Genomic DNA, 15,186 nt, shown 5'->3' on the forward strand with positions numbered 1-15,186 from the left:
TGAAATGATGAGACGAACAGATTGGTTGATCTGGTCCAAATCGCTTCCCTCAATCGCTCGGTCAGGTTGGGAGCGACCGCGACCAAACTGACAACGAGCAGGGCGAGCGATAGCTCGGCCTCCAAATGATGGACGGGTGAAAATGCTACGTGCTATTTGCCCAAATGGAAGGATTGTTAAGGAGAACGCTGATGGCACAAAAGGCTTATTACATAACACCCATCGACTTTGGGTGGGATTATCTGCCGAGTGTGGAAGAGTTTGCCGAGAGGCTGTCAAAGGCCGATCTCGACGTGAAGCTCGGTAAGCAGCCCTACGGCGAGGCACGTCTCGAACAGTTCCTTGCGGACTTCAACGAAGCGAAGGAGCTTGCCGCACGGGCGGGCTGGGAAGGTGATTTCAGAGGACCGCCCTCGGTATTCTGTCTCCCGATTGAGAACGAGATAGTATATGGCTTTGTGTGGAAGCAGGATAACAATGGGGATACTCTTGTCGTCAGCCCCCAGCCACTGCCGTGGCTCGATCCGCTGGTGATTAACTGACGGTATCGCTGGACATGGTTCTCGATATGAGTTCATATCGAGAACATGGGCTACCTGACTGACCAAGATTATGACGATCTGCCCGAGGATGACGGCGAGGCATTTTGCCTGCTAGAGGGCATTTCTCGCGACAGGCTGCACGCTGCCGAGCGCGATGATAGGGGCGACCTTCATTATGAAGATATGCTCCGCTACATGAACGAGGTTTCAGCCATAGCGTCGGAGTTCAACCTGACAGGGCTGGACTACGACGAGGATGCGGACAACTATTCCCGAGAGTTTGCCCGCTTCACCCGAGCGGTTGATGCCAAACTCGCTCAAATCCGCGTTCAGCGCGCACGCCGTGATCGGCGCAACAGTGTTGCGTTAAGCGGCAGTAGCCGCGAAAAGATGCAGCACCACTTGGAGCGCTTAAAGGCCGAGGTATCTGCTTCAAGTTTGCCCAAGAAACGGCAGACCTCATTGCTCGATAAGATAGCCGAGTTTGAAGCCGAGCTTGCCAAGCCGCGCTTCAATCTCGCACTCGCCATGTCCTTGATGGCGATGGTCACGGCAACGGCTCATGACGGTGGTGAAATACTTACCTCCGCACCAAGCATCACTAAAGCGTTCTTGGAAATCATAGGTAAGGAAAAACAAGAAGAGACTGACCGGCAGGCAACTTTACCTCGCTATGTTCAGCCAAAGCAGTTGCCAGATCATCACACTACGCTGCCGACACTATCAACCACCACCGCCTTGGCGCAACCCGGGTTTACGACCGCTGGTATAAACGGCTTTGACGCGGGAAAAAGTAGCTCTAGCGATGGGTTTTCTGGCGATCTCGATCGTGACGTTCCGTTTTGATAACCAGAATATATTCGTTTCGCCGATTTGAGAAATGGGTCGCCAACAGGTGGCAACGGCGTTCGAGTTCTCTAAATATTGAAGGGATAGCTAGCGTCACGACGAAAACATTCTCCCTTCTTTAATGAGCAGTAGCCATCCAATACCCCCGCCTGACCCAGCTAAACACTGGGTCAGGCGGGCAGGCGCAAGCGCGGTCGGAGCACATGGCGAAGTGGCGCGGAAGCGCGTTCGTTTGCTGACGGCGCTCGGCTCGTGGGAGTTCTATATCTATACAATAACTTACCCCAGCTTACACCCGAGGAAGCCGTGCGGCCCGATAGCAGCCAATGCCCAACCCGAGCAGCGGTAAAAAGATTGCAGTGAAGAATGCCTGACCCGCGCCCTCATTTTTCAGCATGTCTGGGAAAGAGAACACGACAACTGCCGAAAACACGATGACCCATTTCTTGATCGTGCGGTTCCTCGCGCCATCTTGCCCATATTTCAGGACATAAGCCACTCGTTTGTCGTGTGCGCGTTGAGCGTCAGCTTCCCGCCCTGCTTTGAACCTGACTCTGTCTTCATTGGCGCGCATCCGATGCCATTCGGCTTGCTCGATAAAGCGCCTCGTTTTCTCGTCCATCATTTCCCCCTTTGACCGGTGGCTCCTCGCCATGACCCGACCACGCCTGTCGCGTCGTCGAGCCTTGCTTGTTAAGCGGTATCGGTTAAGATAACCGGTATCGGTTAAACGTCAAATGAGATCGGTTCGTGAGGGCTGGATGAAAGAAAGCGATACCGCTATTCGTGCTTATGTGACCAAGCCCAAGATATTCGACGAAGCGATCCATCTGCGTGCCCGTGAAGGCACGAAAGCGCGCATCGACGCATTGCGCGGCACAATGCGGCAGGGTGATTTCATTCGCCTCCTCCTCGAAGATGCGCTCGATCGCCGTGAGAACGAGGCTCGTGGGAACCTGTCGGGCAGCGAGTAGTGTCGTGTCAGCCGTGCCGATGTAGGCCCGGAAAGCCTTCTGGCTGCGCCTAAATATTGAATGGACGACTATTTTGACGACGAGGGCAACCTCTCACTTTTCAAACTGATGAGGCCCAGTGACCCGGCGCGTGCTGCTGATCCAGCTACTCGTTCGTTCCGATGGGCGGTGGCAGAACAAAGGTTGGCGCAGATGGCGGCAGAGGCGGAGGAGCGCATCCGGGTTTTGAAGCGGCTCGGTTCACCAGAGTTCTAACCGATCCTTACACTGCCCCCAGCGGGGATAACCGGAGCGGCCACTCTCATCGTCGCTGACAGCGCGCTGCTCATTCGCTATCACCTGTCATAGTGTTGTTGGGGCGGGGTTTTCTGTGTCTTCTGCTATTCGTGATCTGCTGGAACGCTATCGCTCGGGTGCCAAGTCCGAGCGCGAGAAAGGCACGTATTTCGAGCGCTTATGCGTCGAGTTCCTCAAGCATGATCCCGAGATGGCGCAGCAATATGAGGATGCGTGGACCTTCCGCGAGTGGGCTGAAACCGCTGGGTGGAAGCAGACCGACACAGGTATCGACCTTGTAGCGAAGCTGCGCGATGATGGGGGCTTCTGCGCGGTCCAGTGCAAGTTCTATCGCGCCGACCACCATATTCAGAAATCCGACATTGATTCGTTCTTCACCGCGTCAGGCAAAGCCCCGTTCACCCGCCGCCTGATCATCGACACGACCGAAGTGGCGTGGAGCAAGAACGCCGAAGACGCGCTCGACGGCCAGAATATCTCGACCACCCGCATCAGCATGGAACGGCTCGAACAGAGCCCGATCGACTGGCGCACCTATCTCGCCGACGACCAGATCGTGCTCGCGCCCAAGAAGGAGGTGCGCCAGCACCAGCGCGAGGCGCTGGAGGCGGTGCGCAAGGGCCTGTCGGATGCTGATCGCGGCAAGCTCATCATGGCCTGCGGCACCGGCAAGACGTTTACCGGACTCAAGATCGCGGAAGACCTCGCTGGTCCCGGCAAGTTTGTGCTGTTTCTCGTGCCATCGCTCGCCCTCATGAGCCAGACGGTGCGGGAGTGGTCGCTCGACACCACCACGCCGCTCCGGGCCTTCGCGGTCTGTTCCGACGCGCAGGTGGGCAAGCGCAACAAGGGCAACGACGATATCGGCGATATCGACGTTCACGATCTCGCGCACCCCGCCACTACCGATCCGGCGAAGCTCGCCAACAAGGCGAAGGCACCCGCCCCGGACGAGATGACGGTGGTCTTCAGCACCTACCAGTCGATTCAGGTGATTTCGAACGCCCAGAAGCAGCACGGCTTCCCGGAGTTCGACCTCATCATCTGCGACGAGGCTCACCGCACGACCGGCGCGACGCTGGAAGGTGAGGACGAGAGCAACTTCGTCCGCATCCACAATCAGGATTTCATCGCAGGCAAGCAGCGCCTCTACATGACCGCGACGCCGCGCATCTTCGGTGACGCCGTGCGGTCGAAGGCGAAGGAGGTTTCCGCCGAGCTATGCTCCATGGACGACCCCGCGCTCTACGGGGAGACACTGTTCCAGCGCGGCTTCGGATGGGCGGTCCAGAATGACCTTCTCACCGACTACAAGGTGATCGTCCTCGCCGTCGATGAGGCGATGGTCAGCACCTCGATCCAAAACCGCCTAAAGGACGAGGACAACGCCCTCAAGCTCGACGACGCGACCAAGATCGTCGGATGCTACAAGGCCCTCACCAAGGCCGATCTCGCCGCCGATGTGGCGACCGACACCGGGCATATGCGCCGCGCGCTCGCCTTCTGTAAGGACATTGCTTCCTCCAAGCTGGTGCGTGACGAGTTCTCCGCTGTCGTGGAGGAATATCTCGCGTCTGCCGCCAGCGGTGATGAGGAGCCGCCCCTCGGCTGTGAGGTCCACCACGTCGATGGCACCTTCAATGCGAAAACGCGCACCCGTGAACTCGAATGGCTGAAGGCCGAGCACGACGATCATAGCTGCCGCATCCTGTCGAACGCGCGCTGCCTATCGGAAGGTGTGGACGTGCCCGCGCTCGACGCGATCATGTTCCTCCATCCTCGCAAGTCGCAGATCGATGTGGTCCAGTCGGTCGGTCGCGTCATGCGCCGTGCTCCCGGTAAGAAGATGGGCTACGTCATCCTGCCGGTCGGTATCCCCGCAGGGGTCGCGCCCGAGGAGGCGCTCAACAACAACGAGAAATACAAGGTCGTCTGGCAGATTCTTAACGCCCTGCGTGCCCATGACGAACGCTTTGATGCCACCATCAACAAGATGGACCTTGGCGTCGATGTCAGCGGTCAGATCGAGGTAATCGCGGTTTCCGACAAGCTGCCGACAAAGGCCAAGAAAAAGGCTGGCGGCATCGGCATCGGTCAAGGTGGCGGATCGACCGATAGTGGCGACCGCGATGGCAGCAGCGAGCCCAAGGGCGGTGAGGACCAGCTTGCCTTCACGCTCGACGAGTTCACCAACGCGATCCGCGCGAAAATCGTGAAGAAGTGTGGAAGGCGCGACTATTGGGAGGACTGGGCAGGCGATATCGCCAAGATCGCCCAGACCCATATCACCCGCATCACCGCTATCGTGCAGCAGCCGGGATCGACCGGACGCGCGGCATTCGAGCGCTTTCTTGCCGAGATCAGGGACGACCTGAACGAGAGCATCAGCGAGAATGATGCGATCGAGATGCTGGCACAGCACCTCATCACCCGACCGGTCTTCGAGGCGCTGTTCGAGGGCTACAGCTTCACCAAGAACAACCCCGTCTCGGTCGCGATGGAGGAGGTTCTCATCGCCCTCGACGAGCAGAACCTCGGCAAGGAAGCCGAGTCACTTGAGCGCTTCTACGCCAGCGTGCGCGTGCGCGCTGCCGGGATCGACAACGCGGCGGGCAAGCAGAAGATCGTCGTAGAACTCTACGACAAGTTCTTCCGCAACGCCTTCCCCCGCATGACCGAGCGGCTCGGCATCGTCTATACGCCGGTCGAAGTGGTCGATTTCATCATCCACTCGGTAAATGAGGTGCTCAAGTCGGAGTTCGGTCAGACGCTCGGTAGCAAGGGCGTCCACATCCTCGACCCGTTCACCGGCACCGGCACCTTCATAACCCGCCTGCTCCAGTCGGGGCTGATCGAGCCGGAAGAACTCGCGCACAAATACCAGCACGAAATCCACGCAAACGAGATCGTGCTGCTCGCCTACTACATCGCCGCAATCAATATTGAGGCCGTCTATCACACGATGTCGGGCGGGGATTACAAGCCGTTCGAGGGCATCTGTCTCACTGACACCTTTCAGCTTTACGAGCAGGATCGCGATCTCATCAGCGATTTGATGGCGGACAATAGCAATCGCCGCACCCGCCAAAAGGCTCTTGATATCAGGGTGATCGTCGGAAACCCTCCATATTCGACTGGTCAAGGTAGTGCGAATGACAATGCTGCCAACGTGCCTTACCCTAAACTCGACGCGCGTATTCGGGAAACCTATGCGAGCCGGACGAAAGCGACACTGAAGAACTCCCTCTACGATAGCTACATCCGCGCGATTCGATGGGCCAGCGATCGCGTTGGGAATAGCGGGATAGTCGCGTTCGTAAGCAATGCTGGGTGGATTGACAGCACCTCAACGGAAGGAGTCCGTCGTTGCTTGGCCGATGAGTTTGCGAACATTTATGTTTTTCACCTACGTGGAAATCAGCGAACATCAGGCGAGAGATCAAAGCGCGAGGGCGGGAAAATATTCGGCTCTGGTAGTCGCACTCCTGTTGCGATCACGCTGTTGGTAAAGAATCCGTCAGTGAAAGATCAGGGAAATATACGCTTTCACGATATCGGCGATTACCTCTCTCGCGAAGAAAAACTTGAGATTACCCAGAGATTTGGAAGCATAGGCGGGATAACTTCTGCCGAAGGCTGGCAAAAGATTACGCCTGATGCGCACGGAGATTGGCTCGGTCAGCGCGATGGTAGTTTCAATGACTTTATCTCAATCGGAGACAAGAGTGGATCAACCAGAACAAAGTTGTTCGAAAACTTCTCTGGGGGAATAATGACCAACCGCGATGCGTGGGTAATCAACCCGTCTCAATCGTTGCTTAATAAGAATATGGAAAGCATGATTGCGGTTTACGAAAGCGAGAGAAATCGCTTCCAATCGGCGCATCCACATTTTGCAAATACCAAAGAACGTGATGAAACAGCATCGCATTTTGTAGTGTCTGATCCGAAAAAGATTAGCTGGAGTCGAGGATTGAAATCCTCTCTTGCGAAAAACAAATCAATCAATCACAGGCAAGATTGTCTCGCTCCCGTTGTATACAGACCGTATACTCGGCAATGGCTATACTATGACCGCATTTTGAACGAAATGGTTCTTCAGATGCCAAAGCTGTTTCCGAAAGCAGAATCGAAAAACCGCCTCATTGTAATAAAGAACAGATGGAGCGGTGAAGGACAGCTTGCCTTGATGGTTGACTCGCTTATCGAGCAACAAACTGACGGTGGAACGCAGTGCTTCCCACGGTATATTTACGGTGGAAATGTATCTGATGCGGAGCAAGGGAATCTGTTAGGGCAGCTCAACGCTACCGACCAGAACGAGCAGCAAGATGGGATCACTGATGAAGGTCTGGCGCATTTTCAGACTTTTTATCCCGGTGAGACGATCTCAAAGGATGATTTATTCTACTACACTTATGGTCTTCTCCATTCGCCAGATTACCGAGAGCGGTATGTAGAAAACCTTTCGAAGGAGTTGCCTCGCATCCCGGCCGTAAAGGGCATCGAGAGCTTCCGCGCGTTCATTGAGGCAGGGCGGAAGTTGGGTGACCTTCACATCGGTTATGAGAACGTGGAGCCTTATCCGGTGGCGATCGCGCAGGGTGATCTACGGCTCGCCCATATCGATAACCCTGAAGCCTTCTATCGGGTTGAGCAGATGAAGTTTGCGGGCAAGCGGCCGAAGCTCGACAAGACCACGGTGATCTACAACGCCAACATTACCATGACTGGCATCCCGCTGGACGCCTACGAGTATGTGGTGAACGGAAAGCCCGCGCTCGAATGGGTGATGGAGCGCCAGTGCGTGAAGACCGACAAGGCCAGTGGCATCGTCAACGACGCCAACCGCTACGCCATCGAGACCGTGGGCGATCCGGCTTATCCGCTACTGCTGTTTCAGCGGATGATCACCGTCAGCTTGGAAACGATGAAGATCGTTCGCTCTCTCCCCGCTCTCGACATAGTGGCACCCATCGAGCAGCCGCAAACGGTCGCCACATAGGTTTTGTATATTTTGGATTGATTTTGCAAAACCGGAGAGGTAGCGTCTGGCAAACTGAACTGGGGAGGTCCGTGTGGCCGCTGATATTGATGCCGTCCGTCAGGCGCTGACGCCCTATCATGGCAAAATCCACGCCTGCGTGATGGACGGCTTCGCCGAGTGGCGAGACACGCAGGCGTATCGCATTTCGAAGGGATACGCGCCCAACCTCTACTCGCGGACGAACTCGAACGACATTTTCGACGCCATCCTGCGTCGGGCCATCCCTGTGCTCGGCGCGGAGGAAAAGGTTTTCGTGAAGACCGAGGCGCAGACCGCGAGGTTCGTCATCGGTGGCGTGGCTGCTCGGTTCAAGAAGGCTGGGGATGACGGTCTCGGCTGCAATATCCCGACGCAGGCTGCCATGGCTTTCATGGATGCTGACCGGACGCTTCCCGGCCTCCCGCCCGAGACCGCGAAGATCGAACTGATTTGGGAGCCGAACGCGATCTGGACCAAGGTCGAGCGGGTGCTGGTTGTCGCCCGTGATGGCGATCGTCTGCTATGGGAGTATGAAATCGTTGCGGACGCCGGTGAGGGCGCGATTACGCCGCTGGCTCCGACCAGTCCGCATGATGAGTCCGATGACGCGAGCGATCTGATCAAGCCGAAGGTCCAGCCCAAGACCAAGCCCGAAGCGAAGTAGCGATCATGTCTACCGTTGGCGATATGCTGCGCTTGGCGCGGCAGCGATTGGGATTCACGCAGAAGGCGGCTGCCGAGCGGATCGGCATCGCGCAGCCGGTCCTGTCACGCTTTGAGAATGGACCTGCGGAACCCGACGATGCCTTTCTGCACAAGGCTGCGTCGGTTTATAGCTTGCCGCGCGAGTTCTTCGATCTCCGCGACCCCGTATATGGCCCGCCTGTGAGCGTTCACCCCATGTTGCGGGCGAAGGCAGACATCTCGGCGCGCGATCTCGACATGGTGGTTTCGGAGATGAACCTCCGCGTCATGCATGTGCGGCGCTTTCTGGATGCGGTCGATTACGCTCCCACGAGCGAGCTTCCCTCGCTGGAGGTGGAGCAATACGGCTCTCCTGAACGTATCGCTGGCGTCGTAAGGGCGCATTGGGGCGTGCCGTCTGGGCCGGTCAAGAGCCTCACGGCGCTCGTCGAGCGTTCCGGTGTGATCGTTGGAACATCGGACTTTAGCGGCGCATCCATTAGCGGCATGACGTTCAGGGTGCCGGGTCAGCCGCCATTGGTGTTGCTGAACAGGAACCACCCTGCCGACCGAATGCGCTTCACCCTCGCTCACGAGCTTGGGCACCTCGTGATGCATCGCTTTCCAACGCCTGAAATGGAGGATGAGGCGAACGCTTTCGCGTCGGCTCTCCTCATGCCAGAGCGTGAAATGCGCGAGGCATTCTCCGGTCGGCGCATCACGCTTGAGCTTCTCGCCGCCCTAAAACCTGAATGGCGGGTCGCGATGCAGGCATTGTTGATGCGCGCAAAGGCACTCGGCTACCTTTCTGACAATCAGAACAGATACCTTTGGCAGCAGATCAGCAGCCGAGGGTGGCGGACGAAAGAGCCGCCCGAGTTAGATTTTCCTCACGAACGACCGACCATCCTTAACGCGATCATCAAGGCGCATCTGGATGATCTGGGATTCACCATGTCGGAGTTAAGTCGCCTCGTGCCGCTGCATGAGCCCGAGTTTGTGAAGATGTATGATCTGGCGGAAGAAGCCCTTTCAAAGCCTCGGCTGCGATTGGTGATCTGATCCGCCAGTGGCGGGAACTTCAACGGGGAATGAATGCAGCCCAGCTACATATCGGTGATGAACGTCTTCACCCAGCAGACGCGCTACACGGTGCCGCTGTTCCAGCGGCCCTACGTCTGGAAGAAGGAAGACCAGTGGCAACCGCTGTGGGATGACGTGCGGGAAGCTGCCGAGCGCGTGCTGAACGCACAGGGCAAGCTGGTCTCGTCTCACTTCCTTGGGACGGTAGTTCTCGACCAGACCCTCAACCCCACCTTCAGCCTGCCGCGCCGAGAGGTCATCGACGGGCAGCAGCGCCTCACAACACTGCAACTGGTGCTGAAGGCAGCGGAGCATGCGCTGGATGAACTGCGGTCCACGGTCGCAGGTGACGAGGATGCGACCCGTGCGGTCGATATTGCCTCCCGCCAGATCGCGCCGTTGACCAGCAATCCCGCCTACGCTGACGACGAGGAACGCTACAAGGTCTGGCCCACGAATGAGGACCGACCTGCATTCCGCGACGTGATGGACAGCACGGTCAGCGAAGCGCCAAAGCTGCCCGACAGCCGCATGGCACAGGCGTATCGCTACTTTCGCGACGAGTTCCGGGGCTGGCTCATGGTCGAGCCGCACGGTGCTCGTGCCATGGCGCTCGCCAGCGCGCTCAAGGACCACCTGCGCCTGATCGTGCTCGACCTCGACACGACCGACGAACCGCAGGCGATTTTCGAGACGCTGAACGCCCACGGCACGCCGCTGCTCCCCGCTGATCTGATCAAGAACTGGCTGCTGTGGGAAGGCACCCGCCAAGGGCTTCCCACCGACAAGCTCTACCTCGACTTCTGGCAACCGTTTGATCGCGACATCGACCACTGGCGGGCTCTTACCGGGACCGGACACGCGGCGCGCGCGCGTGTCGATACCTTCCTCGGCAACTGGCTCACCCGTCACGTCCGCCAGCCCATTCCGGCGAAGCACCTCTATGATCGCTTTCTCTCATTCGTGCGCGAAGGCGGGCCGCGCACGCCGGAAGGGAAGCTCGACGTTGCAGCCCTGATGGCGGATATCGCAGAGGACGCGAAGCGTTTTCGCCTGATCGAGAACCCGATGGGCAATAGCCGGTTCGACACCTTCCTTCGTCGCCTCGGCGTGATGGATATCGTGGTATTTCACCCGCTGCTGCTCGAACTCATGGGGCGTGCCGAATCGGACGCTGCCGACCGCGACGCTGCCGGTGTCGCGCTGGAAAGCTACCTCGTTCGCCGGGTGGTCTGTGGCTATCAGACGCGCGGCTACGGCACGCTCGCCATCACCTTGCTCGATCGGGTCGCCGCCGTTCCAGAAAGTCAGCCCGCCGCCCCAGCCATTCTTCAAGCGCTTGGCGAGTCCACGGGCTCCGACCGATGGCCCGATGATGCAGCCTTCCAAGCCGAGTGGTGCCGCAAGAAGTTCTACGGCAACCTTCGTCGCAACCGCGTCCTCATGATCCTGCGCGCGATCGAGGAGCGCTATCAGCGGGAGGGCACCAAGTCGGAACCCGTCCTGTCATTCAACTTCGACGAGTTGGAGATCGAGCACATCCTGCCGCAGGCGTGGGAAGCGCATTGGCCTCTCGATGAGACCGTCACCACGCGCGAGGATCGAAACTGGTGGCTGCACGGGATCGGCAACCTCACCCTCATCAGCGGTTCGCTGAACAAGGAGTTGAGCCACGGCCCATGGATCGCTGCCGATGACGCCCCTTCGAAGCGGAACGGGCTGCAACTCCACAGCAAGCTCGAACTCAATGCTCGCCTGCTGCGCGATCACGCCGGGGCATGGGACGAAGCCGGGATGCAGGCACGCGCAAATGCACTGTTCGCGACGGCGCGGCAAATCTGGCCCGCCGCAGTGGCAGCAACCGCATAGGGGGACAACGCTGGTGAAGGGAGAACTTCGACCGAATACGCAGGAGGATGTCGAGGACGTGATCCTGACGATCCTTCACGGTCGCGGCACGCTGACCACTGCCGAGATCAATCACTCGGTGCGCCAGCGCATCCGGCTTGTCCCTGCCGATCTGCAACGAGCCGCCAAGCGTCCGAACGAGACGAAGATCGATCAGATCAACTCGAATGCGCTTCAAGATCGGCGACGGCTCTGCCGAGACGGGCTGATCGAGCGCGTTGATCGCGGAGAGTTCCGCATTACTGATAAGGGTCGAGCCTACGTTGCCGAGCAGGAAAGAATGTCGAAAGACGCCTCTGCGCTGCTTGATGAGCTATTCCCCGACGAGAAGTGGGACGATTATGCCGCTTTCTCGGCGAGGCCGATTTTCATGCTCCCGACCGCCTCGCGGATCATCTCGTCGATTGTGTCAGGACCACCACCTTCCGGCGTGAGGTCCATCATATGCATAGGCTGTTGATGGCGTCCGAAATAGCCCCACCCTGTGTTTTGCGAGAGACCGCTCTCACGCCACCGGCCGCTCATACCGGCACACCGCAGGCGCAGACCACGCGCCGAAACATTGCGGCCAAGCCGCCACAGGGCCGCGACAAGTGATCCCGAATCCTCGCCTGTGATTTCCTCATCCTCACCCAAGGTGACGGTGATGAAATAGCCAGCAAAAACGCGGCTGTTGCCGGTCTCGATGATGCCGAGTTGATAGCTGATCCGCTCCCGCTCCCCCTCGGACCTCACCACGGTGCATTCACCCGTATTGCGCACTACGTAGTGCCGCCAGTTCTTCGCCTGCTTTTCCATGAAGATATTTATCGCGCTCGCAGCGCATCAGAGGAGCGAAATCTGCTTCTTGGCGGTCTCGGCTTCGGCCGTTTGCCGTGCCGTTCGCCGCTGCGACCGGCCCGTTCGCGGGGTCGATTTCAGTTCGAGCCTATCTGGGACTGGTCGATGCTCGTAGGTGTGCCCGCGCAAGTCAGCGGAAAGTCGCAGTGCATCGCGAATGGCGGATGACCGCTCATTCATCGCTTCTTCTTCTTCGGTCGCAAGGGCCTTCCGCGCAGCAGGATCAGCATAGCGCATTTTGAATCTCACGATCGCCATTGCGATTTCGAACTCGCGTTCTGCCTCATCAATGAGACCGATGTGGATGTCGAACAGGCGACGCACTGATTCCGAACGCCATATCTTTTTCTGTCGTCGCGTGAGAACACCGTTTTGAGTGAGCCACCGCGCATATGCGTCATGAGATGGTTCTCCGGTGTCCGCGTAAATCGGCAGTTCTCGCCGCGCTTCCGCAAGCAGCGGAACGAAGCTCGCCGCCCATTCGGCGGTGGCAAGCCGCCGCTGCTTTAACCCGATGATCCTGCCGCGTTCGCGCTCTTCCTGCATCGGAAGGGTTTGAACTCGCCCACTAAATGTGAAGTTAACGGCCACATCTAAACGTGAGGGCTGGAGACGAATCACCCCGAGGAGCGATATCTGGTCGGTCGCCCGAAACGACGAGGTGACCCATGACCCAACCCATCCACGATATCCTCACCCAGCTTGGCGCGGCCATCACCGCGCAGCTTGATGCTGCCAATGACCGTGCCACTTCGGCTGAAAGCCAGTATCAGCGCCTTTTTGACGGGCTGCGGGCGCTGGTCCATCAGCCCGCCACGAATCTTCCGGAGGCGGCCAACGACGCGAACGAGATCAGCGTCGAGGTTGTGGAGCGTCCCCGCACGTCGCCTCGTAGCAGCACCACGCCCATTCGCACTGCTATCCCTGATGATCTGTTCCTCGACGCCCTCTGCACCGAATGGCGGAGCGCACATGCCATCCGTGCCGAGATGGCCTCCAAGGGACGGCGAGTTGCTTACGGCACGGCCTACAAGCGTCTTGCCAAGTTGGAGGCCGAGCTTCCCGACCTGATCGAGGCTGCCGATGCTCCTGTTCGCTGGCGGCTCCGTTCGCCTCGTTCCAAGCACCGGCGCGACGACGCGATTGTCCCCGAAGCCACTACCGGCAGCACTGGCCGCGCGCGTGCTCGCGGGGCAATGCCACCCGACGCGATCACGGACGTGCGGCAGCGTGTGGCCGATGCCCCGGCTCCCACCGAGAAGTTCACGCCCGTGCTGCATCGGGGGGATTGCTTCGAAATCATGAAGTCGATGCCGGATGGCTCGGTCGATCTCATCCTTGCCGATCCGCCCTATGCGACCACTGGCCTCGCAATCGACCCCACGATTAATCTGGAGGCAATGTGGGCGGAGTATCGCCGCATCATCAAGCCGACCGGCACGATCATCCTTTTCGGCTCCCAGCCTTTCTCGTCCAAGCTGGTTTGTGGCGCATTCGACCTGTTCAAGCAGAACCTCATCTGGATCAAGAATCGCGCCACCGGCAATATGTCTGCGAAGGATCGCCCGTTGAAGCAGCACGAGGATATCCTTGTCTTCAGCCTCGGGACGACCATCCAGAAGAGCCGGTCGGCTCGTCGCTACACCTACAACCCGCTTGGACAAACCTCGGCGGGCAAGAAGAAGGTCAGCGCCGCGAAGCAGACCAAGTATCTGCATGGCGTGAAGCACAATCCCGGTTTGCAATATGAGGGCACGACCAGCAATCCTCGCAGCACGCTTTATTGCCCCAAGGATGAGAGCCATCACCACGTCTTCCAGAAGCCGCTCGCCTTGCTGGAGTATCTGATCCGCACCTACTCCAATGAAGGCGACGTGGTGTTCGACAGCTTCATGGGCAGCGGAAGCACCTGCGTTGCGGCGTTGCGTTCCGGTCGGCGTTCCATCGGCGTCGAAATGACCGATGATTACTTCCTCACCGCGCAGGAACGTGTCGCTGCGACGGCCGATCAGGCCACGCCCGACGTGACGCCAATCGTCCCCCCGGTCGAAACTATTGCCAACTCGGCCAACGATAACGTCCATGCGCTGTTGCCCACGGCATCTTCGAACGAGGTGACCATTTATAACGGCGACTGCCTTGACACTATGCGGAAGATGCCGACCGGCTCGGTCGATCTGGTCTTTACCTCACCTCCCTACAACCTTGGCCGGTCAAGCGACGGCAAGGTTCGCGGTGCCGCCAGCAGCGGAAAGTGGAAGGGCATGGACTTGAGCAACGGATATGCCAGCTATGATGATGCTCGCGATCCCGCTGGATATATCGAGTGGCAGAAGGACGTGCTGCGTGAGTGCTGGCGTCTGCTGGCGGATGACGGTGCGATTTACTACAATCACAAGCCGCGCGTTCAGAGCGGTGTGCTCCAGACGCCTCTTGATCTCAATCCGGGTTTGCCTGTGCGGCAGATTGTCATCTGGGACCGGGGAAGCGGATTCAACTTCAATCAGTCATTCTACCTTCCTTGCCATGAGTGGATCGTGATCTTCGCCAAGCCGGGATTCCGTCTGCGATCCAAGGCCGCATCGGGAATGAAGGACGTGTGGAAGGTGAAGCACGAGCGCAACAACAGCCATCCTGCACCCTTTCCGGTTGAGCTTGCCAAGCGCGTAATCGAGACCACTTCTGCAAAAATCATCCTCGATCCGTTCATGGGTAGCGGTTCGACGGGAGTGGCAGCGCTGCAATGTGATCGGAAGTTCATCGGGATCGAGATCGACCCCGGCTATTGCATGGATGCGGCGGGCCGAATGGGCTTGAACAGTCAACTTGCGGCCTGATCCTATTCACCCGTCCATCATTTGGAGGCCGAGCTATCGCTCGCCCTGCTCGTTGTCAGTTTGGTCGCGGTCGCTCCCAACCTGACCGAGCGATTGAGGGAAGCGATTTGGACCAGATCAACCAATCTGTTCGTCTCATCATTTCA

12 protein-coding genes and 1 pseudogene are annotated in these 15,186 nt (G+C 58.5%); 10 read left to right on the forward strand and 3 right to left on the reverse strand.

Annotated elements, in window-relative coordinates; translation table 11 throughout:
* The first annotated feature begins 191 nt into the window (after positions 1 to 191).
* Together AC13EK_RS00390 and AC13EK_RS00395 are read left to right on the forward strand one after the other, a co-directional pair.
* Positions 192 to 542 (forward strand): hypothetical protein, encoded by a 351-nt coding sequence (locus AC13EK_RS00390; RefSeq protein WP_483021949.1) that lies wholly within the window; start codon positions 192 to 194, stop codon positions 540 to 542.
* A 45-nt stretch (positions 543 to 587) separates the two neighbouring features.
* On the forward strand, positions 588 to 1,388 hold the full coding sequence (locus AC13EK_RS00395; protein WP_483021950.1) for a hypothetical protein: 801 nt from the start codon (positions 588 to 590) through the stop codon (positions 1,386 to 1,388).
* Positions 1,389 to 1,680: 292 nt separating this feature from the next.
* Here AC13EK_RS00395 and AC13EK_RS00400 read toward each other — a convergent pair whose 3' ends face one another.
* Positions 1,681 to 2,016: a hypothetical protein gene (locus AC13EK_RS00400; RefSeq protein WP_483021951.1), complete on the reverse strand. Its 336-nt coding sequence runs from the start codon at positions 2,014 to 2,016 to the stop codon at positions 1,681 to 1,683.
* Between the two features lie 136 nt (positions 2,017 to 2,152).
* On the opposite strand from AC13EK_RS00400, the gene AC13EK_RS00405 reads away from it, so the two are divergent.
* The 7 genes and pseudogenes from AC13EK_RS00405 to AC13EK_RS00435 all read left to right on the forward strand — a co-directional run.
* Complete coding sequence (locus tag AC13EK_RS00405; RefSeq protein WP_483021952.1) at positions 2,153 to 2,365, forward strand: hypothetical protein; 213 nt, start codon at positions 2,153 to 2,155, stop codon at positions 2,363 to 2,365.
* A 60-nt stretch (positions 2,366 to 2,425) separates the two neighbouring features.
* Entirely contained in the window at positions 2,426 to 2,620 is a 195-nt protein-coding gene (locus AC13EK_RS00410; protein ID WP_483021953.1) for a hypothetical protein, read from the forward strand.
* Between the two features lie 115 nt (positions 2,621 to 2,735).
* Positions 2,736 to 7,667 carry a DEAD/DEAH box helicase gene (locus AC13EK_RS00415; protein ID WP_483021954.1) on the forward strand — a complete coding sequence of 1,644 codons (4,932 nt, stop codon included), beginning with the start codon at positions 2,736 to 2,738 and terminating at the stop codon, positions 7,665 to 7,667.
* A gap of 73 nt (positions 7,668 to 7,740) precedes the next feature.
* Entirely contained in the window at positions 7,741 to 8,352 is a 612-nt protein-coding gene (locus AC13EK_RS00420; protein ID WP_483021955.1) for a hypothetical protein, read from the forward strand.
* Between the two features lie 5 nt (positions 8,353 to 8,357).
* The gene (locus tag AC13EK_RS00425; protein ID WP_483021956.1) at positions 8,358 to 9,434 is read left to right on the forward strand and encodes an XRE family transcriptional regulator; all 1,077 of its coding nucleotides are present in this window, start codon (positions 8,358 to 8,360) and stop codon (positions 9,432 to 9,434) included.
* Between the two features lie 33 nt (positions 9,435 to 9,467).
* Positions 9,468 to 11,324, forward strand: a complete 1,857-nt coding sequence (locus AC13EK_RS00430) for a DUF262 domain-containing protein (RefSeq protein WP_483021957.1) — start codon at positions 9,468 to 9,470, stop codon at positions 11,322 to 11,324.
* Positions 11,266 to 11,619 (forward strand): annotated as a pseudogene (locus AC13EK_RS00435) (winged helix-turn-helix domain-containing protein); the annotation flags it as partial. The gene AC13EK_RS00430 and the pseudogene AC13EK_RS00435, both read left to right, overlap by 59 nt.
* An 83-nt stretch (positions 11,620 to 11,702) precedes the next feature.
* On the opposite strand, the gene AC13EK_RS00440 reads toward AC13EK_RS00435, so the two are convergent.
* Positions 11,703 to 12,161 carry a hypothetical protein gene (locus AC13EK_RS00440; protein ID WP_483021960.1) on the reverse strand — a complete coding sequence of 153 codons (459 nt, stop codon included), beginning with the start codon at positions 12,159 to 12,161 and terminating at the stop codon, positions 11,703 to 11,705.
* Between the two features lie 27 nt (positions 12,162 to 12,188).
* The gene (locus AC13EK_RS00445; RefSeq protein ID WP_483021958.1) at positions 12,189 to 12,749 is read right to left on the reverse strand and encodes a hypothetical protein; all 561 of its coding nucleotides are present in this window, start codon (positions 12,747 to 12,749) and stop codon (positions 12,189 to 12,191) included.
* 122 nt (positions 12,750 to 12,871) lie between these two features.
* Between AC13EK_RS00445 and AC13EK_RS00450 the strand changes: the two genes are divergently transcribed.
* Complete coding sequence (locus AC13EK_RS00450; protein WP_483021959.1) at positions 12,872 to 15,040, forward strand: DNA-methyltransferase; 2,169 nt, start codon at positions 12,872 to 12,874, stop codon at positions 15,038 to 15,040.
* The last annotated feature ends 146 nt before the right edge of the window (positions 15,041 to 15,186 follow it).

The sequence above is a fragment of the Sphingobium sp. L-44 genome (assembly GCF_056859495.1).